At 41.2% G+C, this 24,050-nt stretch carries 22 protein-coding genes and 2 riboswitches; of the genes, 11 read left to right on the top strand and 11 right to left on the bottom strand.

Annotation, left to right across the window (positions count from 1 at the left end; genetic code table 11):
* Positions 1-359: 359 nt before the first annotated feature.
* The 3 genes from shc to ACIQXU_RS13630 form a co-directional block, all read right to left on the bottom strand.
* On the bottom strand, positions 360-2,255 hold the full coding sequence (gene shc, locus ACIQXU_RS13640; RefSeq protein WP_402990052.1) for a squalene--hopene cyclase: 1,896 nt from the start codon (positions 2,253-2,255) through the stop codon (positions 360-362).
* 122 nt (positions 2,256-2,377) lie between these two features.
* Positions 2,378-4,033, bottom strand: coding sequence for a M14 family metallopeptidase (locus tag ACIQXU_RS13635; RefSeq protein ID WP_402990049.1), 1,656 nt, complete (start codon positions 4,031-4,033; stop codon positions 2,378-2,380).
* 119 nt (positions 4,034-4,152) lie between these two features.
* On the bottom strand, positions 4,153-4,422 hold the full coding sequence (locus ACIQXU_RS13630; RefSeq protein ID WP_402990086.1) for a DUF1450 domain-containing protein: 270 nt from the start codon (positions 4,420-4,422) through the stop codon (positions 4,153-4,155).
* 361 nt (positions 4,423-4,783) lie between these two features.
* Here ACIQXU_RS13630 and ACIQXU_RS13625 point away from each other — a divergent pair, with 361 nt between their 5' ends.
* The 5 genes from ACIQXU_RS13625 to ltaS all read left to right on the top strand — a co-directional run bounded on the left by ACIQXU_RS13625 (position 4,784) and on the right by ltaS (position 11,457).
* The gene (locus ACIQXU_RS13625) at positions 4,784-5,734 is read left to right on the top strand and encodes an ABC transporter permease (protein WP_402870859.1); all 951 of its coding nucleotides are present in this window, start codon (positions 4,784-4,786) and stop codon (positions 5,732-5,734) included.
* Positions 5,727-6,674, top strand: coding sequence for an iron chelate uptake ABC transporter family permease subunit (locus ACIQXU_RS13620; protein ID WP_402954427.1), 948 nt, complete (start codon positions 5,727-5,729; stop codon positions 6,672-6,674). Before ACIQXU_RS13625 ends, ACIQXU_RS13620 begins: the two co-directional genes overlap by 8 nt.
* On the top strand, positions 6,668-7,426 hold the full coding sequence (locus ACIQXU_RS13615) for an iron ABC transporter ATP-binding protein (RefSeq protein ID WP_402870864.1): 759 nt from the start codon (positions 6,668-6,670) through the stop codon (positions 7,424-7,426). Before ACIQXU_RS13620 ends, ACIQXU_RS13615 begins: the two co-directional genes overlap by 7 nt.
* A gap of 205 nt (positions 7,427-7,631) precedes the next feature.
* Positions 7,632-8,585 carry a siderophore ABC transporter substrate-binding protein gene (locus ACIQXU_RS13610; RefSeq protein WP_402990083.1) on the top strand — a complete coding sequence of 318 codons (954 nt, stop codon included), beginning with the start codon at positions 7,632-7,634 and terminating at the stop codon, positions 8,583-8,585.
* Between the two features lie 901 nt (positions 8,586-9,486).
* Positions 9,487-11,457, top strand: a complete 1,971-nt coding sequence (gene ltaS / locus ACIQXU_RS13605) for a lipoteichoic acid synthase (protein ID WP_402954424.1) — start codon at positions 9,487-9,489, stop codon at positions 11,455-11,457.
* Between the two features lie 56 nt (positions 11,458-11,513).
* Here the strand turns inward: ltaS and ACIQXU_RS13600 are convergent, their stop codons facing one another.
* The 4 genes from ACIQXU_RS13600 to ACIQXU_RS13585 form a co-directional block, all read right to left on the bottom strand.
* Positions 11,514-12,134, bottom strand: a complete 621-nt coding sequence (locus tag ACIQXU_RS13600; RefSeq protein ID WP_402990046.1) for an RraA family protein — start codon at positions 12,132-12,134, stop codon at positions 11,514-11,516.
* 161 nt (positions 12,135-12,295) lie between these two features.
* Positions 12,296-12,976, bottom strand: a complete 681-nt coding sequence (locus ACIQXU_RS13595; protein WP_402870872.1) for an ABC transporter ATP-binding protein — start codon at positions 12,974-12,976, stop codon at positions 12,296-12,298.
* Positions 12,976-14,097, bottom strand: coding sequence for an ABC transporter permease (locus ACIQXU_RS13590; RefSeq protein WP_402870875.1), 1,122 nt, complete (start codon positions 14,095-14,097; stop codon positions 12,976-12,978). Before ACIQXU_RS13590 ends, ACIQXU_RS13595 begins: the two co-directional genes overlap by 1 nt.
* 154 nt (positions 14,098-14,251) lie before the next feature.
* Complete coding sequence (locus ACIQXU_RS13585) at positions 14,252-14,788, bottom strand: PadR family transcriptional regulator (RefSeq protein ID WP_402870878.1); 537 nt, start codon at positions 14,786-14,788, stop codon at positions 14,252-14,254.
* Positions 14,789-15,065: 277 nt separating this feature from the next.
* Here ACIQXU_RS13585 and ACIQXU_RS13580 point away from each other — a divergent pair, with 277 nt between their 5' ends.
* The 4 genes from ACIQXU_RS13580 to ACIQXU_RS13565 all read left to right on the top strand — a co-directional run bounded on the left by ACIQXU_RS13580 (position 15,066) and on the right by ACIQXU_RS13565 (position 18,383).
* The gene (locus ACIQXU_RS13580) at positions 15,066-15,395 is read left to right on the top strand and encodes a DUF948 domain-containing protein (RefSeq protein WP_402870881.1); all 330 of its coding nucleotides are present in this window, start codon (positions 15,066-15,068) and stop codon (positions 15,393-15,395) included.
* A gap of 45 nt (positions 15,396-15,440) precedes the next feature.
* A riboswitch (guanidine-I (ykkC/yxkD leader) is annotated at positions 15,441-15,541 on the top strand.
* Between the two features lie 46 nt (positions 15,542-15,587).
* Complete coding sequence (sugE, locus tag ACIQXU_RS13575; protein ID WP_402870883.1) at positions 15,588-15,908, top strand: quaternary ammonium compound efflux SMR transporter SugE; 321 nt, start codon at positions 15,588-15,590, stop codon at positions 15,906-15,908.
* Positions 15,909-15,961: 53 nt separating this feature from the next.
* Complete coding sequence (locus ACIQXU_RS13570) at positions 15,962-16,513, top strand: YhcN/YlaJ family sporulation lipoprotein (protein ID WP_402990043.1); 552 nt, start codon at positions 15,962-15,964, stop codon at positions 16,511-16,513.
* A gap of 187 nt (positions 16,514-16,700) precedes the next feature.
* Complete coding sequence (locus ACIQXU_RS13565; protein ID WP_402870888.1) at positions 16,701-18,383, top strand: glycoside hydrolase family 13 protein; 1,683 nt, start codon at positions 16,701-16,703, stop codon at positions 18,381-18,383.
* A gap of 47 nt (positions 18,384-18,430) precedes the next feature.
* On the opposite strand, the gene ACIQXU_RS13560 is transcribed toward ACIQXU_RS13565, so the two are convergent.
* The 4 genes from ACIQXU_RS13560 to ACIQXU_RS13545 all read right to left on the bottom strand — a co-directional run bounded on the left by ACIQXU_RS13560 (position 18,431) and on the right by ACIQXU_RS13545 (position 22,099).
* Complete coding sequence (locus tag ACIQXU_RS13560) at positions 18,431-19,882, bottom strand: amino acid permease (protein ID WP_402870890.1); 1,452 nt, start codon at positions 19,880-19,882, stop codon at positions 18,431-18,433.
* Between the two features lie 97 nt (positions 19,883-19,979).
* Positions 19,980-20,162: riboswitch (Lysine riboswitch) on the bottom strand.
* A gap of 230 nt (positions 20,163-20,392) precedes the next feature.
* Entirely contained in the window at positions 20,393-21,355 is a 963-nt protein-coding gene (locus ACIQXU_RS13555) for a LacI family DNA-binding transcriptional regulator (RefSeq protein WP_402954415.1), read from the bottom strand.
* Positions 21,356-21,596: 241 nt separating this feature from the next.
* The gene (locus tag ACIQXU_RS13550; RefSeq protein WP_402870897.1) at positions 21,597-21,896 is read right to left on the bottom strand and encodes a hypothetical protein; all 300 of its coding nucleotides are present in this window, start codon (positions 21,894-21,896) and stop codon (positions 21,597-21,599) included.
* The gene (locus ACIQXU_RS13545) at positions 21,896-22,099 is read right to left on the bottom strand and encodes a helix-turn-helix transcriptional regulator (RefSeq protein WP_402954408.1); all 204 of its coding nucleotides are present in this window, start codon (positions 22,097-22,099) and stop codon (positions 21,896-21,898) included. The genes ACIQXU_RS13550 and ACIQXU_RS13545 overlap by 1 nt, the downstream gene beginning before the upstream one ends.
* A gap of 267 nt (positions 22,100-22,366) precedes the next feature.
* On the opposite strand from ACIQXU_RS13545, the gene ACIQXU_RS13540 reads away from it, so the two are divergent.
* Both ACIQXU_RS13540 and ACIQXU_RS13535 read left to right on the top strand, forming a co-directional pair.
* The gene (locus ACIQXU_RS13540; protein WP_402870902.1) at positions 22,367-23,284 is read left to right on the top strand and encodes a metal ABC transporter solute-binding protein, Zn/Mn family; all 918 of its coding nucleotides are present in this window, start codon (positions 22,367-22,369) and stop codon (positions 23,282-23,284) included.
* Between the two features lie 11 nt (positions 23,285-23,295).
* Positions 23,296-24,048, top strand: coding sequence for a metal ABC transporter ATP-binding protein (locus ACIQXU_RS13535; protein ID WP_402870903.1), 753 nt, complete (start codon positions 23,296-23,298; stop codon positions 24,046-24,048).
* Positions 24,049-24,050: the final 2 nt, after the last annotated feature.

Genomic DNA, 24,050 nt, shown 5'->3' with positions numbered 1-24,050 from the left:
CTACCAGCATATTAATGACTACTCGTATGGGTGTTGCGCGGTAAGGTAAAAGGGCATGGGTTTCCCCATTTTTAACCTTTGAAAGGTATCCAATGAAAGAGTCATCCCCAATCTATCCACAAAACGTACAGGTTGAGCTCATATTAGAAGGGGATGTGCACAATTTTCGGCCTATGAATTCTTGAAAAGTGATACAGATATTGAAATTTGTGGATAAGTGTACTGTTTTGAAAAAATTCCGACATCATTTGGTGTGGATAACCAAGGATTGTGGATAACTAACCGGTATCCAGGATTGTTTTCCACAATTCATCCACATCCTAACACCATCCCTTAATTGAATGGTGGATAACCGGTCTTTAATCATTCATGAACTTATTTTTGTAGTGACTTAATGTTAATAAGGGATAAATATAACGATAACTGTGATAATGAATATACAAAAAGTTGGCCATTGCTTGGCCTGCTGGATACTCATTGGCCCAGCACTCTTTTGACCCTTCACGAATGAGATAGGTTATTCCCTTCTTGATTTCAGGTGTTGGCTCTTCTGAAGTGGATATCAGGGCGTCCACTGCCCAGGCCGTATGGGTCAGAGTACTGGTACCGAGTGGAACATATTTTTCTTTTATATCGCTATAGCAAGACTCCCCCCAACCACCATCTTTATTTTGGATTTTCTTCAACCAGCCCACAGATTGCTTTATGGCTGGGTGGTCTGAAGAATGTCCGGCTGCTTTTAATCCTGTCAAAGCAGACCAAGTCCCATAAAGATAGCAAATTCCCCAGCGTCCATACCATGATCCATCCGGTTCTTGATTATCCAAGAGCCAATTGACGGCTTTTTTGCTGACTTTTTCAGGTTTCTTCATATTTGTATAGTTACCTAAGAATTCGAGTGCCCTCCCTGTTAGATCGGGGGTGGAGGGGTCCGTTAACAGGTATTTCGATCCTTCGAAAGGAACAAGGTGGAGCCATTGATGATCATTATTCCGTTCGAATGAAGGGAATCCCCCATCATCATTTTGCATGGAAATCATGAACGCGACTCCGCGTTGCCAGCTGTCCTGATTCGTTGGATTGTGCTTTAATTCATATGCCAATGCGCGCAAGGAGGCACTCGTATCATCGACATCGGGGTTCATGGTATTCAAATCGGAAAATCCCCAACCGCCAGGAACAGCTTTTGGGTTATGGATCCGCCAATCGCCAAAGATATGATGCTGACGGCTAAGCAAATATTGATTAGCAGTCTTCACCGTTTGGTCTTTTGAAGGCACGCCAGCTTCCTGTAAAGCATAGCTAATCAATGAGGTATTCCATACATGAGGCGTAGTGAACTGGATATGGGTATGGCCATCGATTGAACAGGCCATGCCCTTCAAGCCTTCAACAGCTTTCAGGATGACGGGGTCATCTTTTGAATAGCCGACTGATAGCAAGGCAAAAATCATGAAGAAGGTGGAGCCAAAATAATTATAGAGCGTTCCATCGGGCTCAAGGCGGTCAATCATAAAGCGCTTTGTTGTTTCAAGGGCTAGCGAATGAAGGTAATCGGGAAATCCAATCAAGGACTTAACGGCATTCTGTACGGTAGAGAAGAAGGACCGGTACTCATCAGTTCGATATTCTTCCCATACGTGTTCCTTTGATCGTTCCTCCCGGGTGTGATATAAATCTTTTAGATTAGGAGTGATGGGAGATTTGATCTGGAATTTTTTATGACCTAGAAGAAGTAGCGGAATCATGTTGACCCGTCCGAATACGGAGAGGTCATACATATTAACGGGAGAGACGGGCGGCAATAATATAACTTCTAGAGGCAACGGGAAGATGAGTGGCCATTTGTATTGGCCGGTGACGGTCAGCATCATTTTCGTTAACATTTTGGCTTTTTTGATTCCGCCATGGGCAAGGATGAATTGCTTCGCCTTTTTGATATGGGGATCTTGTTTTTTCCGGAGGCCACTATAGAGAAGCCCATAGTAAGCCTCGATGGTAACGGATAGGTTTCCGTCTTTTTCATCATGGAAGAGTTTCCACGAACCATTTTCCGTCTGTCTGCTTTCAATCCTGTTCACCAATGCCTCTATAAGCGGTTCGTCCTCTATTTGCAGTATTTTCAGTAAGATAATCATATAGGCATCCGCCGTAATCCCGGTGTCAAACGGATAATTCCACGATCCATCCGAAGACTGATCTTGCTTTAACCGGTTAACAAGGCGGTTGATTTCCGTATATACATGCTCGCTCAAAGACTTTCCCCCTTTCTAGTCATCCTTTTAAATATATTCACCCACCCCTGTTCCATTCCAAAAGAAACGAAAACACGCCTGAGCACTAATGCTCAGGCGTGTTTTCGTTTCGGGTTCTCAGTCTATTTTACCGGTAAGGGTGGTTGTTTCATGTAACGGTAAATCGGAAGTTCATCGCCTTTGGCCGCAGGGATGAAATTGAAGGTCACGTAACTGTCGATGCCTTCGGGCTCAAGGGTTAGGGCAATGAAGTTGGCATCAGGCTGGGACATATTGAATACATAGCTACCTTTTGGGAAGCTTTGTTTCTTCGTATGGACGGAGGTCGTCACTTCTTTCGTTGCATGTCCATTTTCCAGTTCGTCGGAAACTTTCAAATCTGTTACTTTGTAGCTTTCAACCGGTATAGTGATGGACTTTTTAAGTGTATTCACTTGAACACCCAATCGCTCCAGTTTTTTTGCTACCTCTTTGTACTCGGAAGGGAGGATATAAGCCGTTGGACGATTTCTGACCAGTGTAGGGTAAGCGTCGGTCGAATCAAACCAATCGATGGACGTATCCACCTTTTTGGCTTTTTCCAGATCGATGACCGTTAGTTTTTGGTTCTTGATTCGTTTATTTTCACTTTTTATGACAACCTTATCATTGTCATTTGCTTTTGCGCCTTTTTTGACGACTTCACTTTCTGATTGGCGAACCACTTTTTTCACTTTGGTTGCCTGATCAGCCGTTGCTTTTATGAAGGCAGCCTGTGCTGTAGCTTGTGCATGCACACGTCGCGTGAAATCCGTCCGACCAATATTGATTCCGCGAGTTTCTATTAAATAAGACATCGTATTCTTCAAGCCTAAAGCGTTACGTCCAATCCGTGCCTCCGTGCTTCCTTCGGTGGCCGTCAGCACCCCATCTTCAGAGGTAGCGAGAGTATAGTAGTCCTTATAGGATAGCTTTTCTTTTTCCAATGTCTTAAAAACCTTCGGCAAAAGCAATTCATCGGATGCTTTTCGCAGCTGCTGCGGGATATTTAGATTCTTTGCTGAAGAGATGAGCAAATCATATGAAGCGATTGAGCCATTCTTGCCGACTTTTTTAAGCGGGGCAGGGTTGACCGTGTACTCATGTACGTCAAGAATGACCTCTGGTTCGTAAGCATTTATTGCCCGGTGGATTGTCTGGACTTCAGGATGCTCCACTTTTAAATAGTCCCGATTGGCATCCAAGTTAGTGGCTGTCGTGCGTTTAAAGTAATAGGATCCATCCGGATTCACGCGTGGGACGATGGCGATATTCACTTTATCGAGGACATTGCCAAGCTTCCCTTCTGCTAACCATTGGGCAATGACTAAGGTGGATTCCCCGGCAGCGGGTTCATTGCCATGAATTTGTCCCTGAATCCAGATCAATGGTTTCTTTGAATTTTTTTGCAGTTTTTTTGAGTCCTTACTGAAAAGAAGCATGGGAATATCGCGACCTTCTGTGGATTGACCAATGGTCTTCATTTGAATATGCTTATTTTTATGGGTGAGACCTTCGATGAATGTGTTCATTTCTTCTTGACTGGTAAAAGCAAGTCGATCTTGTTGAAAGGCAGGCGTCTTGAATGAAGTGTCAGGTACAGGAAAGAGGTAGGAGAGATTATCAGGTTGAATATAACTTGGCCCACTCCCATAGTAAGGAGTGAATTCTTCTGCTTGAGCGACGTTGCTATGGCTCGGCAATCCAGTGGCAAGGCTAAGAGAGATGACAGAAACTAAGGTAGGTACGATTTTTTTCACAGATAGTCCTCCTGGAAAAGTCATTTACCATAAATTAACATAATGTGCACAAGAAAAGTAGTCAAAGCTAACAATATGGTAAAAATGATTAATAGAACCTAAGTGTTTATGCCCATATATTATTTTAATGTGTTTTGTAACTGGCTTAAAAGGTCGTCTGTGTCGGCCCCAATAACCAATTCTCCATTAACCATGGCGTAAGGAGATTTCTTGCAAAGCGCACATTCACTTAAACATTCATATTCTTTATACTGAATCCGGGGATTCTTTAAGAATTTTCCATAGACCTCCGAAGTTTGTTCATTGAGGAAACGATCAAGATTATTTTGGCAAAATTCTATTTTGACATGTTCTTTTTTTGTGAAAAGTTTAGTTAGAAAGGTTTTCATCATATCGCTACTTTCATTGAAGAGTAAATAGATGTTATTTCCATTTTATCATGTAGGAAGGGGGGTGCATAGGTAGAGCTGGACGAACGGTCCTAAAGAATGAAAGGAATTCTCGGTAAAGAGTCATCCAGACAATTCCATTATACCCAAGTAATTAGATTTATTAAGTTGACACATAGCGGAGACATGGTAGAATGAAAAGGTAATAATGATAATGAATCTCATTATCATATTTAAGTGACAAACATCATTCTATCGTTCATTTGAAATAAACGAATTTTCATTCAAGCATTAATACATAGTGTCAAATCAATCATATATCACTGTATATTTACTGAGATAGGAAGAGTAGGAAACGTAGATGAAGATTAGATATTTAGTTCTTATGTTAATCGTTTTATCCTTTACTTCTCTATTTATAGGTGTTAAGGATATTACGCCCTTGGATTTATTGGACTTAAGTGATGATAAAGTCCAAATTATGTTGCAAAGCCGTTTTCCTAGAATGGTAACCATTATTATAGCTGGTGTCGTCATGAGCATCAGTGGTCTTATCATGCAGCAATTGAGCAGGAACAAATTTGTATCACCTACAACTGCCGGTACGATGGATTCAGCAAGACTAGGTCTTCTTCTTGCTCTGATCATCTTCCCATCGGCAGCCCTTATCGAGAAAATGGCATTTGCCTTCATCTTCGCCTTGGCTGGTACTTTTCTATTCATGAAAATACTGGACAAAGTAAAATATAAGGATACTATTTTCATACCATTAGTGGGATTGATGTTTGGTAATATCGTTGGATCCATTTCAACTTTCTTTGCTTATAAGTATGATTTAATCCAAAGCCTCAACACTTGGATGAATGGGGATTTCTCGATGATCATGTCGGGTAGGTATGAATTGATATATGCTAGTATCCCGTTAGTCATCGTCGCATATATCTTTGCCAATAAATTCACGGTGGCAGGGATGGGGGAAGAGTTTGCCATCAATCTGGGCCTCAATTACAAATTTGTGGTCAACCTTGGATTGGTTATCGTGGCGCTTGCCTCCACGCTCGTTTTATTAACGGTAGGAACAATTCCTTTCATCGGGTTGATCGTACCTAATATTGTTTCCCTTTACCTTGGTGATAACTTGAAGAAGAGTCTTTCTCATACAGCATTGCTAGGGGCTGTGTTCCTATTAATCTGCGATATTTTGGGCCGGATCATCATTTATCCATTCGAGATTCCGATTGGCCTTGTGGTGGGAGTAATAGGAAGCGCCATATTTATCTATTTGATAATGAGGAGAAAGGCATATGAATAATAAGAATAAGATCATAATATTGGCGGTTCTTGCCGCCGTTTTAACAGCCTTTTACATCTTTTGGGACCTTGGCCCGAATTGGGATTATTCCCTTCCGAGGCGGGTCTGGAAAATTATCGCCATCATCGTAGTGGGGTGTGCGATTGCCTTCGCTACAGTGATATTCCAGACGGTCACTAATAATAAAATACTGACACCAAGCATCTTGGGATTAGATTCCATGTATATGCTCATCCAAACAGCGGTCATTTTCTTGCTTGGCTCGACGCATATTTTGATCACGAATAAAAACCTTAACTTCCTGGTAACGTTGGCCATCATGCTCATCTTTGCCAGTTTGCTTTTCAAATTCATGTTCAAGCAGAACCGGAACATTTACTTCCTACTGCTCATCGGAATCATCTTTGGAACATTATTCGGTAGTATGTCATCCTTCATGCAGGTGTTGATTGACCCGAATGAGTTCCAAATCATACAGAACAAAATGTTCGCGAGCTTCAATAATGTCAATACAGATCTTTTAATCTTGGCTATTGTACTCATGATCGCGGCTATCGCTTATTTCTTTAGATTCATGAAATATTTAGATGTCATGTCCCTTGGGCGGGATCAGGCCGTCAATTTGGGTGTGGATTATGATTACGTCACCAAACGAGTATTGATCGTTGTCACGATTCTCATCTCGATTTCAACGGCCCTGATCGGTCCCATTACATTCCTTGGTTTGCTGGTTGCCAATGTCGCGTATCAATTCATCAATTCCTATCAGCATAAAATCATCCTTCCGGGTGCGATGCTGATCAGTGTCATCGCCTTGGTCGGGGGCCAGTTCATTGTTGAGAGAATCTTTACCTTCTCGACTACATTAAGTGTCATCATCAACTTTATCGGCGGTGTATATTTCATCTATCTTCTATTAAAGGAGAATAAATCATGGTAGAAGTTAAAAAATTATTCAAACGATACAATAATAAAACGGTCGTCGAGGATGTCTCCTTGAAAATCCAAAAAGGAAAGATCACTTCTTTCATTGGACCCAATGGTGCAGGAAAAAGTACGGTCCTCTCCATGATAAGCCGGCTCATTGCCAAAGATTCAGGGGACGTCCTGATTGATGGAAAAGATATGAACAATTTCAAAAGTAACGAGCTTGCGAAGAAGATTGCCATTCTAAAGCAGGCCAACCACATTAACATTCGTTTAACCATTCGTGAACTCGTCGCTTTTGGCCGTTTTCCTTATTCACAAGGGAAACTGACGAAAGAGGATTGGGTATATGTCGATGAAGCGATTGAATATATGGAACTTGCCGATATGCAGGACAAGTTTCTAGACCAGCTTAGTGGTGGACAGCAACAACGGGCATTCATTGCCATGGTCATTGCTCAAAACACAGAATATGTGCTTCTTGACGAACCATTGAACAACTTGGACATGAAGCATTCCGTTCAAATCATGAAGGTTTTAAGAAGACTGACCGATGAATTGGGAAAAACGGTCATCATCGTCATCCATGATATTAATTTTGCTTCTTGTTACTCCGATTACATCGTTGCATTGAAGGATGGAAAGGTTGTCCATAATGGACCGACCGAACAGGTCATCAACTCCAATGTCTTAAAGGAAATATATGATATGGACATTGAAATCCAAAACATCAATGATAATAAGATTTGTGTGTACTTTACTTGAGTTAATCCGTTCATATTGATTTAAAATCACCTAGGATTCAAAGCTTGAACCTACTTTAATCTCACTACTTTTCAAACTGTTTCAGTTGGCAGGCGCCCATGATATGGCCGGCTGAAAGGGGTTATAGGAAGATATGGTTACAGAAGGCTAATGGTTTCAAAGGTGATTTCAAATATAAAATAACTTTCGAGGTGACTATCTAATGATGAAAAAATTATCTTTATTGCTTTTATTGGCAATGTTGGCAGTCGTAGCTGCAGCTTGTGGATCGAATGATGAAAAAGAAGAATCAAGTACAAAAAAAAATACAAGTGAAACAGCTAAAAGTGAAGAATTCACCGTTAAACACCAATTAGGCGAAACAAAAGTTAAAACGAACCCTGAAAAAGTTGTTGTATTCGATATGGGTGCCCTTGATACTCTGGATAAATTAGACGTAGAGGTAGCGGGTGTTCCTCAAGATAGCCTTCCTAAATACCTTTCTGACTACAAGGAAAGCACTGAAAATGTAGGTGGCTTGAAAGAACCTGACTTCGAAAAGATCAACGAAATGGCTCCTGACCTTATTCTGATCTCAGGTCGTCAATCAGAAGCATATGAAGAATTAAGTGAAATCGCCCCAACTGTATTCGTTGGTGTGGATACTACAAAATATATGGAATCATTTGAAGAAAACGTTACACTTTTAGGTAAGATCTTTGGTAAAGAAGACCAAGCAGCTAAAGAACTTGCAAGCGTTGAAGAAAATATTGATGCTTTGAAGGAAAAAGTTCCTGCTGATAAAAAAGGTTTAATCGTTCTTGCTAATGGTGGAAAAGTAAGTGCATATGGTCTTAACTCAAGATTCGGTATCATTCATGATGTATTCGGCGTTCCTGCTGTAGACGATAAATTAGAAGTATCAACACACGGTCAAAGCATTTCTTTCGAATATATTGCTGAAAAAAACCCGGACTACCTTTTCGTTATTGATAGAGATGCTGTAGTGGGTGATGGTGCTGCTGCGAAAGAAACTGTTGAAAATGACATTGTGAAGAACACAAACGCTTATAAAGATGGCCACATCGTTTATCTTGACCCTAACTACTGGTACTTATCAGGTGGCGGATTAGAATCCGTTAATGAAATGGTTAATGAAATCTCTGAAGGCCTTAAGTAATTCATGAATCCCGAAATGCCTGTTCCCACTTTATGTGAGAACAGGCATTTTTTTATTGGCTAACACAATCGCAGAGGTGGAAACATACCTTTAAGAAATTAACGAAACAGAGTGCGTAAAATTATTTTTCTTCCTATTATAATGCTCCTCACGGAGTGCTCATGAAAACGAGTAAGATGGTGTGTATCTTACAATAAATCGAAATGAAAAAAATCTCATGCAGGTTACAAAATTATTTTTTTATGGAGAATGCATCATTTTTGAGGACAATCCGTATATATTAAGGAATGTCTTAAGGGAAATTGGAGAACCAGGAAAGAAGGAGAATGGTGTCGATAGTAGACGATATCTTGTGGAAAACATTAGCCCGCTCATAATCGTATGAGCCATCTCAAACCGTTACGAAGTGGGGGGAGGAGAAAGGGTTTTGGATCTTCATCGGGCGAAAACTACAGTTGGTTTCTAGATGTCGAATGATCGGATAAGAAAAAAAGGAATTATAGTAAAGGGATGACAAAATAAAACGATGAATTTTCCAATAATTCTCGAAATACCATTTACATATTTTGTAAAGTTGTGGTCTTTTCGTAAGGAGTCGTTTATAATGGTAAAGGCTTAGGAGATTTGAAATTGGGATGGGAATATCATTCGTCGTTGCCAGGAAACATGGGTTATATTTATTGGAATGTAACAGGAGCTTCCTATATATTTAAAGGTATAGGTATTGAAACTTTTTTGGATGGGGAATAATGACAGACGAGAAAAAACACGTGACATTTGAAAGTTTTGTGCATTCTTGACTATAGAAGCAAAAGAGTGCTATCATAAGGTTTGCGAATTTCCGTCTTCTGTAAGAAAGTAAAAGTTTACTATATACCACTAGTTTAATAGAGGTGAAAGCATGAAAAATTTCTTGAAAAAAGGCCAGCATTTATTTGTAAATAACATACTAGGCTTTTTTGTTGTAGCTATAGTCTTGTTTTGGATAAAGACCTACATTGGTTATCGAATGGAATTCAATTTAGGCCTAGAGAATGGATTACAACAATTCTTACTTTTCATTAACCCAGTTAGCTCAGCTATCTTGATTTTCGGCTTGGCATTATTGGTGAGAGGTAAAAAGTCGTTCAAATGGGTTATCAGGTTAAACCTATTGATGTCCTTATGGTTATTCTTTAATATTGTGTATTACCGTTCCTTTACGGATTTCATTACACTGCCAACCTTGACGCAAGTGCAAAATGCCGGAGATTTGGGACCGAGTGTTTTAGCATTATTTAAATCTTATGACGTATTTTATTTCTTAGATACGGTTCTTTTAATGGTTCTATATAAATTCAAAGACGTTAAATTGGAAAACGTTAAAGTTAAACGTCGTACAATAGCATTGGTCTACCTTACTGGACTTGTGATTTTCGCTATCAATTTGGGACTGGCTGAAAAAGACCGCCCACAATTATTATCAAGAACATTTGATCGGAACTACATTGTTAAGTATCTTGGTATGTTCAACTATACTGTATACGATGCCGTTCAAAACACTAAAACGTACGCTCAGCGTGCAACGGCCAACAGCACGGATATTGCAGAAGTCGTCAACTATACAAAAGCGACAAGTGCAGAGCCGAATCCGGAATACTTCGGTAAAGCAAAAGGCAAGAACGTTATCTACTTGCATTTGGAATCAATGCAGAATTTCTTGATCGACTATAAGTTGAATGGAGAAGAGGTTACTCCTTTCCTAAATTCACTTGCACATAATGAGTCGGACTTTATGTATTTTGATAACTTCTTCCATCAGGTTGGTCAAGGAAAGACAGCGGATGCTGAATTCATGCTTGAGAATTCATTGTTCGGTTTACCACAGGGAGCAGCATTCACTACTCAATCGCAAAATACGTATCAAGCAGCACCGGCTATCCTAGGACAAAATGGATACACTTCCGCCGTGTTCCATGGTAACTATAAATCCTTCTGGAACCGGGATAAGATGTATAAGTCACTTGGATTCGATAATTTCTTTGATGCCGCACATTACAATATGGACAACAAAGATGAAGTGTTGAGTTATGGATTAATGGATAAGCCTTTCTTTAAAGAATCGATTCCTATGTTAGAAACGCTTCAACAGCCTTTCTATACAAAGTTCATAACTGTATCCCATCATTTCCCTTATGCCATGGACCAAGAGAAAACAACAATCGAAAAACATACAACAGGGGATGCATCGGTTGATAGTTATTTCCAGACAGCTCGCTATGCTGACGAAGCCCTTAAAGAATTCTTCGATTATCTGAAGGAATCAGGTTTGTATGATAACTCTGTCATCATCATGTATGGTGATCATTACGGTATCTCGGAAAATCATACAGATGCGATGTCAAAAGTGCTTGATAAAGAAGTGGGCACGTTTGAAAATGCTCAGCTACAACGTGTACCATTATTGATTCATGTTCCAGGTGTTGAAGGTGGGGAAATGCACCAATACGGAGGTCAAATCGATCTTCTTCCAACCATGCTTCATTTACTCGGAATAGAATCCAATGATTATGTACAATTCGGTTCAGATCTATTGTCAAAAGATCATAATGAAATTGTACCTTTCCGTAATGGAGACTTCGTATCGCCAGAAGTTACTTCTATCAAAGGAAAATACTATGACTCGAAAACTGGGGAATTGGTCGAGGAAAATGAAGACATCCTCAACTCTAAATCTAGAGTGGAGACCATGCTCAATTTATCCGACAAAGTCGTGAATGGTGACTTGCTTCGTTTCTATTCACCGAAGGGCTTTGAACCAATCGACCCAGCAGATTACGATTATACGTACAAAGAAGATGAATCGAACCAGGTTGATTCGGATAAGAAATAATGAAAGAAAGCAGGGTGGGAAGCAAATGCTTCCGACCCTGCTTTTTTTTAGGTATCTTAAGACTTTGAAGTCATCATGGTAATGTACTTTTTGATTTCTTCGGGATTTCCTGCGTATTTTTCGGCACGCTGCTCATCTTTAAGTAGTTTATCTTTTGCCTTTTTTAGAATTTCCTCACCTTTAGACTGAGGGACGACGATTACTCCATCCATGTCCCCAATAACCAAGTCCCCTGGGTTTACGGTGACTCCACCACAGGAAATGGGCAAATTGGTCTCTCCCACTCCATATTTTCCACTTGAGGCAACGGTGGTGCCTTTGCTGAATACAGGAAAATCAAGTTCCTTAATAGCACCGAGATCACGTATCACTCCATCAACCACGAGTGCCCCAATTTGCATCGTCTTCATCATGCCAATGACGAAGTCACCAGCAATGGCCCGGTATGTATCTCCTTTACTGTCGACCACCAATATATCCCCTGGACGTGCCTCGCCGATTGCTTTTAACATGGCTGAGTTATCACCAACGGGTAATTGAACCGTATAAGCCCGTCCGGCAAACCTATACCCTTCCTTTAAGGGCTTAATGCCTGAATCTACGTTGTTCATGCCCTCCATTGCATCTGAAATGGCCGTGGTAGGAATCTCTTTGAATTGTTGAATTAAATGATCCATATTCTTCATCCTCCTCATTTTAAAAAGACACCTTCATTATACATGTTATTTTAATTTTCTGATAACTAAATCCAGCTAGGTCCCAGAGGATTTCGCTAGTCGACCTGCTCACATTATTCCATATATAAAGCCCATCCTTATACAAGGATGGGCTTTATATATCAGTTGGAGACGAGTGATAATTGACCGTCTTCCATCTTATACACTTTATCGCAATATTGTAGCATGCGTTCATCATGGGTTACCATGATGGCTGCTTTCTTCCGTGACTTAACTTCTTTGGCGATAAGTTGGACGACTTCATGTCCTCGTTTGGAATCAAGGCTTGCAGTTGGTTCATCTGCAAGTATGATATTGGGTTGGTTCATGAAGGCTCTGGCGATGGCTGTCCGCTGGCGTTCTCCACCTGATAACTCGTTTGGAAACTTACTCATTTTACTTCCTAGACCTAAGTCAGTGAGTAGACTTTTAGCAAATGCTTTATCTTGCTTTGTGATCTTGCCTGCCATTTTTTTCACGACAAGTAATTGGTCAAGTACCGTTAAATACGGTATGAGGTTCGATGTTTGTAAGATAAAACCGATATCGTTCAAACGGACATTGGCCAGTTCTTTCGCATTGAGGCCACCTAGATCCTTACCATTCAGGCTGACTGCACCTGCAGAAGCTTGAAGGAGGGCTCCTGCTATGGAAAGGAAGGTACTTTTACCAGAACCGGATGGGCCAATGACGGCCACAAATTCCCCTTGTTCGACGGATAAAGAAACATCTTGAAGGGCCGCTATCTTATGGCCACCCTCTTCGTAAAATTTCGATACATGTTCAAGTTGTAATCCAGTCATTATTCTGCCCTCCCAATAGCTTGCAATGGATCGATTTTCGTGATTTTACGAACTGAAATCCATGAACTTACAACGGATATGATAAGTAAAATTATGCTGTAGATAATCACTAACTTCGTATCCAGTTCAAATGGCATGCCTGCTGGTAAGATAAGTGCCGTACCATATGTTAAGAGGATACCTACGATTATACTGATAAGTGATAATAGGAACACTTGGGAAACAATCGCTTTACCAAGGAACCCATTGCTTGCTCCAATCGCTTTCATGATGCCAAATTGGTTGGATTTTTGTAGCGTTAGTACATAGAAGAATACACCTAGGACGAAAGCTGAAATCGCAAGAAGGAAGACAAGCATCATAACGATTGTCCCATTTTCTTCCACGTAACCTGGCATACCTTGAACCGCTTGGGATTTAGTAACGATATCATAACCCTTGAATTCTTTATTTATGGAATCAACGTCAATATCTTTGCCTTGAAGCATAATGGCGTTAACAGGTTCATTGACTCCATTATCGGAACCAGGAGCCGCATAGTGAATGCTCCGCCACTTATCAAGTGTTGTAAAGACGGATGTCACATGGTTGTATGTTTGATTTTCTGTAAATCCAACAATCGTAACTTTCTCTGTCGTTCCTTCCAATTCCAAGGTATCGCCAAGCTTAAAGCCTTCTTCCTTGAATGAATCATTTACGACAACATCTTTGGGACGATCTTTAGATAGAGCATGTCCTTCGATGATTTCAGGCTCCAGGAAGCTACCGGGTTCTATCGCAAGCAAGGCGATATCCGTTTTTTCCTCCGTTGCGTCAGTATCCCCTTTTAAAACAGTTGCCATTGAATGTCCCATGGGAGATACAGCTTTGACTTCCGGGAATTCCTTTAGTTCATCTGCAAGATCTCCACTAAACATGGACCGTGTCATCGAGTTTCGGGATCCTTCTTCAAAGACTACATAATCGGCATCCATATTCTTGAAGGATGCGGCACTTAATGTAGAAAGTCCATTGCCAAGTCCTGAAAGGATGAAGACTAGCCAAGATATGAGCACTAGGATGATACCTATCATCATGAATCGGAATTTTCCGTGCTTGAGTTCCTTTAGTGCAAGATACATCGTAACACCTCTTTAGTTTTATAGTGATTAGTCAGTTATGACTATTACTCCTAAAGTATAGTACCGTCTGTATTAATAGTCAAATAGAAATTCCATGCAAACAAAAAACCCCACCGAGTAGGAAGTGCACGCTACTTGGCAAGGGTTTAGACTATCATGTACTTTTCAGTTCTTTCAGCTGATCCTTAAGTGTGAGTACGGTGTTTTTGATGAATTCCGTTTCTGCTTCAAGCATGGCAATCTTATGAGCTACGGCAAAATCGACGCCATGTCCTGAACCGTGTACGGGAGTCTTTTTTAACACGGTAATCAGTTTCGCATTCTCTGTGAGCTTGTTTTCAAGAGCTGGAATGACATTTTCCAAGGGGAGGTGATCAATGAACATCAGGCCGATATCCCCGCTGAACTTTACACTTTCCGCAGAGGAGAGGTTTTGAATGAGCAGCTCGTAGAAATATTGTTTTCCCTTTTCATTAATGGAATACACTTTACGAGGTGGTCTGTTGCCTTCTTGCTCAGTGTGTACCTCAATGTAGCCTTGTTTACTTAATTTATCTAATGTTGCATAAGCGGTTGGCTTCTTCATATCTGTAATGGTACTTAAGTTTCTTTCTATGAATTCATTAATTTGGTAGCCATGTTGACTCTGGGCCATAAGTAATCCAAGTAAAATAAGTGATCGCGTATCCATAATGGGGCCCCTTTCCGATGGTATCTACTCTTATAGTAGCATGTTTTACATCAAATCTATAGCAAGAGTTGGCTTGATAAACGGATGAAGCGAAGCCCATAGTCTTTTCTGAAAAGAGACCAATGGACGAAGCGGGTCTACCGGGGATTGCATCATTCGGTGTTTCTGCTTCGCTTTGTTAAACCCAGGCTTATGAGAAATTACATGTGTACTGTTTTCTAGCGGGTATAATGGGTATAGTAGTGGAAAGAAGAGAAGAAGAAGGAGGAAACGATACGTGATCATTGTATATATTAGTCTGGCCCTCTTTATTGGTTCGATTATTTATTTAGCATTTTTTGCTTTTAAGACATTTAAGGATTCTAAACCAACCATTGATAATGTAAATGAAACTGTTGCGCGCATGCAGGCGAAAACAGATCAGATTAAGTCGGAGACGGATCATCTTGCGGAGACACAGCAGGAAATCACAGAAGATGTTCAATATAAAAAAGAAGCGGTTCAGTATACGGTGGATGCCGCGAAACAAACACCACAACCATTTAAGAATATCTGGCATACTATTAAAGGCGAAAAAAGGACAATGACGAGCAGAAGAAATGGGTAAGAAACGTTTGACCCCCATTAAATCGAAATGATATAGTACAGGTAATTGAAATGTTTCTAGGGTTCCGCGGTCCAAGGCCGGACTGGACCGAGAGAGACGCGCAGAGAAAAACTCTGCGTACACGGAGGGATAAAAGCCCGGGAGGTTATGTTCGTGACCTCCCGGGCTTATTCTGTATTGGAGGAAAATAAGATGGCTTGGATTCAACTCGTTATTGCTGGGTTATTTGAAGTGGTTTGGGCTACAAGTTTGAAATATACGGAAGGCTTCACGAAATTATTTCCTTCTGTCATCACGATTGTAGGCATGATTATTAGTTTTTATTTTCTGTCCTCAGCAATAAAGACGCTACCGATGGGAACGGCGTATGCGATATGGACGGGAATTGGAGCAGTCGGCGCCGTATTGGTGGGCATCATTGCGTTTAACGAACCGAGGGATGCCATACGCCTGGTCTTCGTTGGTTGTATTGTCGTAGGGATTCTTGGGTTGAAAATCACTTCTTCTGAATAATTCCTTCCCTCCTTGCAAATAGTAAGGGAAACCATATGTGAGGAGGGAAAAAAATGAAAAAATACAAAGCGTTAGTGACAACCGCAATGGTGGCTTTATTCATTACAGGATGTTCCGCGAATGAAAATGAAGGAGCAAACGAAAACCTCGGGCTGAATCGGACCAATCAGGATAGAGATTTGAGTCAAACTGGTTATAATCCTACGACGGTGAACGATAGAACGGATACTAAAACTAATAATAATAATAATAACAACAACAACGCTGGTCAAGGTAACAATCAGATGAGGGTAACTGAGAATATTGCTGACCGAATCGAGGAATTGAAGCAAGTAAAAAGAGCAAGAGTTATCGTGATCGATAATGATGCATATGTGGGTGCCGTACTCAGAAAAGGGGAAGACTCCCTTACCACGGAAGTGAAAAACAAAATTGAAGGTGCTGTAAGAAACAGTGATACTTCCATCAATGATGTTCATGTATCGACCAACCCCGATTTTGTAAAGAGGATGGATCAATACGTGAAAGATGTTAAAAGTGGAAAACCGGTTGAAGGGTTTACCGATGAGTTTCAGAATCTTGTACACAGGGTTTTCCCTAGTTAAACTAGCATATATCCATTCATGATTAAGGCTTGTCCGATTGATTTTCAGCTGAAGAGCTTGAAGATAAAGCGGGTGAGCCTTTTTTTAGGTGTAGAAAATATGTTATTGGTAATATTCTGAAGTTTCACTCTTTATAATAGAAAGATTATTGTATAATTATGTAAAGGTTATGGAGGGAGTGGTAGGTATGGAAAAGACGTGGTGGAAAGAGTCGGTTGTTTATCAAGTGTACCCTCGTAGTTTTATGGATAGCAATGGAGATGGAATAGGTGACTTGAAAGGAATCTTACTCAAGCTTGATTACTTACAGGAGCTTGGTGTGGATGTAATTTGGCTTTCTCCCGTATACAAATCACCGAATGATGATAACGGGTATGATATTAGTGATTATCAGTCAATCATGACGGAATTCGGGACGATGGATGATTTTAATCGGCTTTTAAGTGCGGTCCATGAACGGGGAATGAAAATCATGATGGATCTCGTAGTGAATCATACGTCAGATGAACACCCATGGTTCCTGGCTTCTCGTTCCTCCGTGGATGACCCGAAGCGAGATTACTATATTTGGAGACCTGGTAAGGATGGAAAGGAACCGAATAATTGGGAGTCTGTCTTCAAAGGTTCAGCATGGAAATATGATGAGGGAACGGATGAATATTATCTACACTTATTTAGCCAAAAGCAGCCCGATTTGAATTGGGAGAACCCTCAACTTCGTGAGGAAATCTATAGCATGATGAAGTGGTGGCTGGATAAAGGGGTTGATGGATTCCGGATGGATGTCATTAACTTTCTATCGAAGGACCAGCGATACATGGATGGAAACATTTTGGATGGAAAACAGCACGGCGATGGAAGTCCCTATTTCCTGAATGGACCCAGAATTCATGAGTTCTTGCAGGAAGTCAATCAACGCGTCCTTTCTGATTATGATGTGATGACAGTTGGAGAAATGCCCGGTGTTTCACCAGATGACGCGGTACTCTACACAGGGGAGGATCGTGGGGAATTACATATGGTCTTCCAATTTGAACATATGGATATAGGGGGAGGACCGGAAGGAAAATGGAATAATGAAAAATGGGATCTGAGCGATTTAAAAGGGATTCTCTCAAAATGGCAATATGGGTTGGAAGAGGTAGGTTGGAACAGTTTGTACTGGAATAACCATGACCAGCCAAGAGTTGTATCAAGATTCGGAGATGATGGGGAGTATCGGGTGGAAAGTGCGAAGATGCTTGCTGCTTGTCTTCATATGTTAAAGGGGACACCCTATATCTACCAGGGGGAAGAGCTGGGAATGACCAATATCGCTTTTGAAAGCATAGAAGAGTATCGTGACATAGAAACGATGAATTCCTATGAAGAATTAGTGAATACGTATGGATGGTCAAAAGAAAAGATGATGGCTGCCATTCATGCACGTAGTCGAGATAATGCGCGAACACCCATGCAGTGGAATGATGGACGGAATGCGGGATTCACGACAGGAACTCCATGGATCGGCGTGAATGCCAACTACCCGGAAATCAATGCAGAGAAGGCCTATAATGATCATCAATCCATTTTTCATTTTTATAAAAAGCTCATTCAATTACGTAAACAACATGACATTATCGTATATGGTCGTTTTGATTTACTTTGTCCGGATGATGAACAGATTTTTGCCTATACGAGGACGCTAGGTGAGGAAAAGGTGCTTGTGCTATGCAACTTTAAGGGACAAGAAGCGACTTTGACGATACCGACGGCGTTACATTCATTAAAGGCTACCCTGTTGATCGGCAATTATGAGCAGGAGGAAAGCGACACGGTCTCCAGTGAACCGTTGCGTCCATATGAATGCCGTGTCTACCTTTTGAAATAAGAAAAGACCTGAACTTCTCTGTTGAAGAGAGATTCAGGTCCTTTTTTTTATTTCACTTTTAGATCACATTCCTCAAGGGGAATGATTTTGGATTTATGTTTAATTTTATATCCGAGCCAGAGAACGAAGAACAAAAGAAGACCAATGTAGGAAACAAACATGGAGTTCCAATCAATTCCGTCTGTGCTGAAAGCTTGATAGCCTTGTCCAAGGATGATGAAGAGGCAAAGGACAAGCGCAAAAACCGGACCGAACGGAAAGGTTCTTGAACGGTATGGGAGGTCATTTAAATCCAGACCTTGAGCGATATAAGCTTTTCGGAATCGATAGTGGGCAAGGGCAATCCCGACCCATGTGACGAAACCAGCCATGCCGGAAGCGTTCAGTAACCAAATATACACGACTCCATCCCCGAAGAAGGAAGCCAAGAAAGCAAGACATCCGACTAAAGAAGTCACGATAAGAGCATTTACAGGTACGCCTCTTTTATCAAGCTTGCCAAGGAACTTCGGTGCTTTTCCGTCACGTGCTAAATCCCATAGCATACGGGTTGAGGCATACATGCCAGAGTTACCAGCTGAAAGTACGGATGTTAAAATGACTGCGTTCATGACAGCAGCGGCAAAGGCAAGGCCTGCGCGTTCAAAAACAAGCGTAAATGGACTGACGGCAACATCTTCACTTAGTAAACGTGCATCCGTGAAAGGAATGATCATTCCTATGACAAAGATTGCTAGGATATAGAATAAGATAATGCGCCAAAAAACGGATTTGATCGCCCTAGGGATGTTTTTCTCAGGATCTTCACTTTCTCCAGCGGTTACTCCAAGCAATTCCGTTCCTTGGAAGGAGAAGCCAGCTGCCATGAAGACTCCTAGAATGGTAAAGAAGCCTCCATTAAATGGCCCATCACCCATGGTGAAATTAGAAAAACCAATCGGATCATTTCCGCCCATGATGCCAAAAATGATTAAAAAACCAGTAATTAAGAAGATAATGACGGTCACGATTTTAATCATTGCAAACCAATATTCGGCTTCGCCAAAGCCCTTAACGGACATATAGTTAATTAAGAACATGATGAGTAATGCAACGGCACTCCAAATGAATGATGGAGTATCCGGGAACCAAAATTTCATGATCAGGACAACGGCCGCCAATTCAGCTGCTATCGTGATGGCCCAGTTATACCAATAATTCCACCCAATCGCAAAACCGAAAGAGGGATCGACGAATTTGGATGCATAAACGCGGAACGAACCGGCAACTGGCATATAAGCAGCCATCTCGGCAAGGCTTGTCATTAAATAAAAAACCATGGCGCCAATTACCGCATAAGCAACTAATGCACCACCGGGGCCAGCCGTATGAATGGCACCACCACTCGCTAAAAATAGTCCGGTGCCGATTGTTCCACCTAGAGATATCATCATAAGGTGCCTAGCTTTCAGACTCCTTTTCAGTTCAGTAGGATTTGAATTTTGTTGTTGATTTTTCAATTGATGTTACACTCCTTTTTATGGGAAGGGGACGGAATATAAAAAAAACAGCAGTCGAAAAAGATCGACGGCTGTATATAGATACCCGTTTAATCCTTCCGAAGATAGCTCCCCACGTTTTATGAAAACGTGACAGTGATGTTCCTGTTCGAAAACATCGCCAGCCTAGAAATACAAGGAATATTTCTACACTTCGGCAACTTATCCTTTCAAACGGAGTCGTCAACTTTCCTGAATCTCGTCCGTGTTACTTTTATAAGCCGCAGCCTCTAACTCATCGGTAAATGAGGAAGTATTCAATTCGTACTGTTAATAACGCGAATTTTAAATGGTGACATACAGTTTGTGAGTCACTGAATGAAATTTGCTATATTAAAATTATAAAATATTCCTCTAGAGAGCGCAATGTTTATTTTTCAAGTATCTTTTTCCCTAATTAGACATGAATCAAACCATTTAGTGTTCAAATAGATAATATAGGTGAATAATAAAAACAAATAATTCTGATTATTATACACTTTTTCGCGTTATAAGGCTGAAACCTAGCTTTACATGTTTGATCGTGGCAGGATCCTCAAAAAGGTCAACAGCCATTCTCCCAATCGAATCCAAGGGTAGGGATATAGTCGAGATGTCCAGCATTTCGCTAATACTATCGTTATTGAAACCAAGGATGGCGACGTCTTCAGGTATCTTAACTCCCGCTTTTTGAGCGGAAATGATGAAGCCAGCTGCCGTATCATCGTTCGTTATAATGATGGCCTCTGGCTTATCCTGCATGGCGACCCATTCTTGAAAGGCCCTTTCTCCGTCTTTGATATAGTAACTGCCTTCAAACAGCCATTCCTCTTTACTTATAAAATGATGTTTTTTCATGCTATCTTCAAACGCCTTTATCCGAAGTGAACTATTCCTGCTCTTTTTTCGCCCAAGGCTGTAGCCTATTTTCTTATATCCCTTGTTTACCAAGTAGTCGAGGGCTGAGGAAAAGGCGGCATAATGGTCGATGCTGATCGAAGAAAATTCTGACTGCGATGTATCTTCACATAAGATAATCGGACCGTAGACATGATACTCCAAGAGCACTTTCATTTCTGAGATTCTAGAACAGACGATGATGCCATCGAGTTGCTTCATTTGTAACATTTTCAGTGCTTGGATTTCTTTCTCTCTTTCATATTGTGTTTGGAAGATGACAATATGGTAACCAAGGACATTTGCTTGTTTATTAATTCCCTGGATGATTGCTCCGTAATAGGGGTGATTGGTGTATGGAATGATGACGCCAATCAGATGAGTCTTGCCTTTCGTAAGATGGATGGCGTTGATATTTCTCGTATAGTTCAATTGCTCGATGGCCTTTAGTACACTCTTTCTCTTTTCCTCACTTACATAAGGATGGTTATTCATCACGCGAGATACGGTCGTAATCGATACACCTGCATATTCAGCGATTTTTTTTATGTTCGTCATTAGATCACCATTTTTCGTTTTTTACAGTCTACCCTATGAAACCCATTTCAGAGCAAGAGAACGAAAGCATAAAGGGGAAATGCCTTCATGCTGGGACTTGTTCTGGTATGGGTTTCATCCTTTAAGATTAATAAAAGTCTTGAAGGAGGGATGAAGATGTTAACGACTTTGCTTTGTTTGATCGTGCTTTGCGGGATTGAGTTGGGGTTAGCTTATCTAGCAGTAAAATCACAAAAATGATTTAAAGCTTTGCTTCATAATAAAAAACGGAAATCGCCCATGACCCGAGATGAAGAAGTAAGAGAATACCTAGAACAGGGGCAACAGAGAGTTTTACGCCAAAAAATAATAAGAAGAAAAAGATATAGATCCCAAAAAGGGTGAAAAACCAGCTGGTTGCCCGTGCTTTAGTTCGGATGAGGTCAAATCGTTCATCCAATCCCCGTCGCTTGGCAGCGGCACGGCGACCTCCCCTTAATCCAGCCAGCCCTCCGATGATGCCAAGGGTACTTCCTAAAAAAGCCCACCAGTTAAAATCCATTACATTTCCTCCTCCTCAAATAGAAATATATCCTCAATGGTCAAATCGAACACTTTTGCCAGTTTGTAAGCAAGCTTGATGGATGGATCGAATCTTCCGGATTCTATAGAAATAATCGTCTGCCGGGATACGCCCGTTAGTTCGGATAGCTTTTCTTGTGTAAGTTGATGAGACTTGCGCATATCCCGTAATTTGTTTTTCAACCCCTCAGGCTCCTTTCTTTAATGTAAAGCTCACTGTACGTAAAGTATACTTTACAAAAGTTGTTTTGTATATATTTTCCTGCATTAAATTTCTTCAGTCCAACATTTAAAAATTTGCACTTTTTACGAATAATTGTGTATAGTATAAAATAAGTTGTATAGAGGAAACATTCTAGCGCGTAGGACAAAATATAACGGATTTTTTTTGGCCTAAATCTTGCCCTTGGTAAACTTTTTTATATAGGGCTATAAAATGGAGGGGAATACATGAAGTTTTTGAAATGGGTTGGAAGCTTGCTTATGGCAGTGGTCATGATATCAGGATGTAGCAATGAACCATCGAATCACGTTCAAGGAAAGCTGAATGTAGTAGCTACGACGGGGATGATTGGGGACTTGGTCGAGAATATCGGCGGTGAACATGTGAAGGTCACAAGTTTAATGGGGCCGGGAGTCGACCCCCACCTATATAAGGCAACGCAGGGGGACGTGAAAACACTTGATTCAGCTGACATGATTTTTTATAACGGTGTGCACCTTGAAGGGAAAATGACGGATATCTTTGAAATGATGAGTAAGGAGAAACCGACGATTGCGGTGACGAAAGACTTTACGGGGGATCAGCTTCATAAGGTCAGTGAAACGGAACATGACCCGCATGTCTGGTTTGATGTAAAGCTTTGGATGGTGGCAGCGGAAGCCGTGAAGGAAGAGCTGATTGCAAATGACCCGGACCATGAAGCTAGTTATCTAGAAAATTATGAAGCCTATGTTATCCAGTTGAAGGAACTTGATGAATATGTCCATGAGGAGATAAATAAGATTCCGGAGAATCAGCGGGTCCTCGTCACGGCACATGATGCTTTTGGGTATTACGGCAAATCATATGGATTGGAAGTGAGAGGGCTTCAGGGGATGAATACTCTATCGGAATATGGTTCGAAGGATGTAACGGATATGCGTGAATATCTTGTGGAAAATGAAATCAAAGCCATTTTCGTGGAATCAAGCGTACCGAAAAAGGCTATCGAAGCGGTCATTCAGGGAGCTGAAAAGCAAGGCCATAGCGTGGAAATAGGCGGCGAGCTGTTCTCGGATGCAATGGGGGAAAAAGGCACGGAAGAAGGAACCTATATCGGAATGGTCCGGCATAATACCGATACGATCGTGAAGGCATTAAAATAGGAGGAAATGGGATGAATTATGCGTTGAAAGTCGAGAATCTGACGATAGCTTATCATAAAAAGCCGGTGGTCGAAGATGTTACATTCGAGGTTCCGGAAGGGAATCTGATTGGTATCATCGGTCCGAATGGGGCGGGGAAATCCACCTTGATCAAGGGGATTCTTGAATTGGTTCCAAGACTAGCCGGGAAAGTCACGATCCATGGTGCTTCTTATAAATCCATGAGGAAGAGTATCGGTTATGTACCACAGCGAGAATCGGTGGACTGGGATTTCCCGACAAATGCACTCGATGTCGTGATGATGGGCAGGTACGGGCACCTGGGCTGGTTGAAGCGTCCCGGGAAGGCTGAACGAATGAAGGCGATGGAATGTCTGGAAAAAGTAGGAATGGTTGAGTATGCTGACCGTCAGATTAGTCAGCTTTCCGGCGGGCAGCAGCAACGGATTTTCCTGGCACGGGCGTTGGCGCAGGAAGCGGACATCTATTTCATGGATGAACCATTTGTGGGCGTTGATGCCGCAACGGAAAAGGCAATCATCCAGCTATTGATGGAGCTGAAAGAAAAAGGGAAGACAGTTCTTGTAGTGCATCATGATTTGTCGACTGTGAAGGAATATTTCGATTGGACGATGTTGCTGAATAAAAAGGTGATGAAGATTGGTCCGACAGAAGAGGTCTTCATTCCTGAGTTTTTGCAGGAGACATATGGAGGACGGTTAGCGATATTATCCGATGCTGAGTCAGGCTTGCTATTGAAATGAGG

Source organism: Peribacillus sp. NPDC097284, from assembly GCF_044761765.1.
In the GTDB taxonomy this organism is placed as follows: Bacteria; Bacillota; Bacilli; order Bacillales; family DSM-1321; genus Peribacillus.
This window is presented reverse-complemented; position numbering and strand designations above follow the sequence as displayed.

What these genes read in the sequence shown, in the direction of transcription:
- ACIQXU_RS13595 (WP_402870872.1), bottom strand. Translation starts at nt 12,976, where the DNA reads ATGACTGGATTACAACTTGAACATGTATCGAAATTTTACGAAGAGGGT.
- ACIQXU_RS13615 (WP_402870864.1), top strand. Translation starts at nt 6,668, where the DNA reads ATGGTAGAAGTTAAAAAATTATTCAAACGATACAATAATAAAACGGTC.
- ACIQXU_RS13565 (WP_402870888.1), top strand. Translation starts at nt 16,701, where the DNA reads ATGGAAAAGACGTGGTGGAAAGAGTCGGTTGTTTATCAAGTGTACCCT.
- ACIQXU_RS13535 (WP_402870903.1), top strand. Translation starts at nt 23,296, where the DNA reads ATGAATTATGCGTTGAAAGTCGAGAATCTGACGATAGCTTATCATAAA.
- ltaS (WP_402954424.1), top strand. Translation starts at nt 9,487, where the DNA reads ATGAAAAATTTCTTGAAAAAAGGCCAGCATTTATTTGTAAATAACATA.
- sugE (WP_402870883.1), top strand. Translation starts at nt 15,588, where the DNA reads ATGGCTTGGATTCAACTCGTTATTGCTGGGTTATTTGAAGTGGTTTGG.
- ACIQXU_RS13555 (WP_402954415.1), bottom strand. Translation starts at nt 21,355, where the DNA reads ATGACGAACATAAAAAAAATCGCTGAATATGCAGGTGTATCGATTACG.
- ACIQXU_RS13570 (WP_402990043.1), top strand. Translation starts at nt 15,962, where the DNA reads ATGAAAAAATACAAAGCGTTAGTGACAACCGCAATGGTGGCTTTATTC.
- ACIQXU_RS13625 (WP_402870859.1), top strand. Translation starts at nt 4,784, where the DNA reads ATGAAGATTAGATATTTAGTTCTTATGTTAATCGTTTTATCCTTTACT.
- ACIQXU_RS13585 (WP_402870878.1), bottom strand. Translation starts at nt 14,788, where the DNA reads ATGGATACGCGATCACTTATTTTACTTGGATTACTTATGGCCCAGAGT.
- ACIQXU_RS13600 (WP_402990046.1), bottom strand. Translation starts at nt 12,134, where the DNA reads ATGGATCATTTAATTCAACAATTCAAAGAGATTCCTACCACGGCCATT.
- ACIQXU_RS13550 (WP_402870897.1), bottom strand. Translation starts at nt 21,896, where the DNA reads ATGGATTTTAACTGGTGGGCTTTTTTAGGAAGTACCCTTGGCATCATC.
- ACIQXU_RS13610 (WP_402990083.1), top strand. Translation starts at nt 7,632, where the DNA reads ATGAAAAAATTATCTTTATTGCTTTTATTGGCAATGTTGGCAGTCGTA.
- ACIQXU_RS13590 (WP_402870875.1), bottom strand. Translation starts at nt 14,097, where the DNA reads ATGTATCTTGCACTAAAGGAACTCAAGCACGGAAAATTCCGATTCATG.
- ACIQXU_RS13540 (WP_402870902.1), top strand. Translation starts at nt 22,367, where the DNA reads ATGAAGTTTTTGAAATGGGTTGGAAGCTTGCTTATGGCAGTGGTCATG.
- ACIQXU_RS13630 (WP_402990086.1), bottom strand. Translation starts at nt 4,422, where the DNA reads ATGAAAACCTTTCTAACTAAACTTTTCACAAAAAAAGAACATGTCAAA.
- ACIQXU_RS13620 (WP_402954427.1), top strand. Translation starts at nt 5,727, where the DNA reads ATGAATAATAAGAATAAGATCATAATATTGGCGGTTCTTGCCGCCGTT.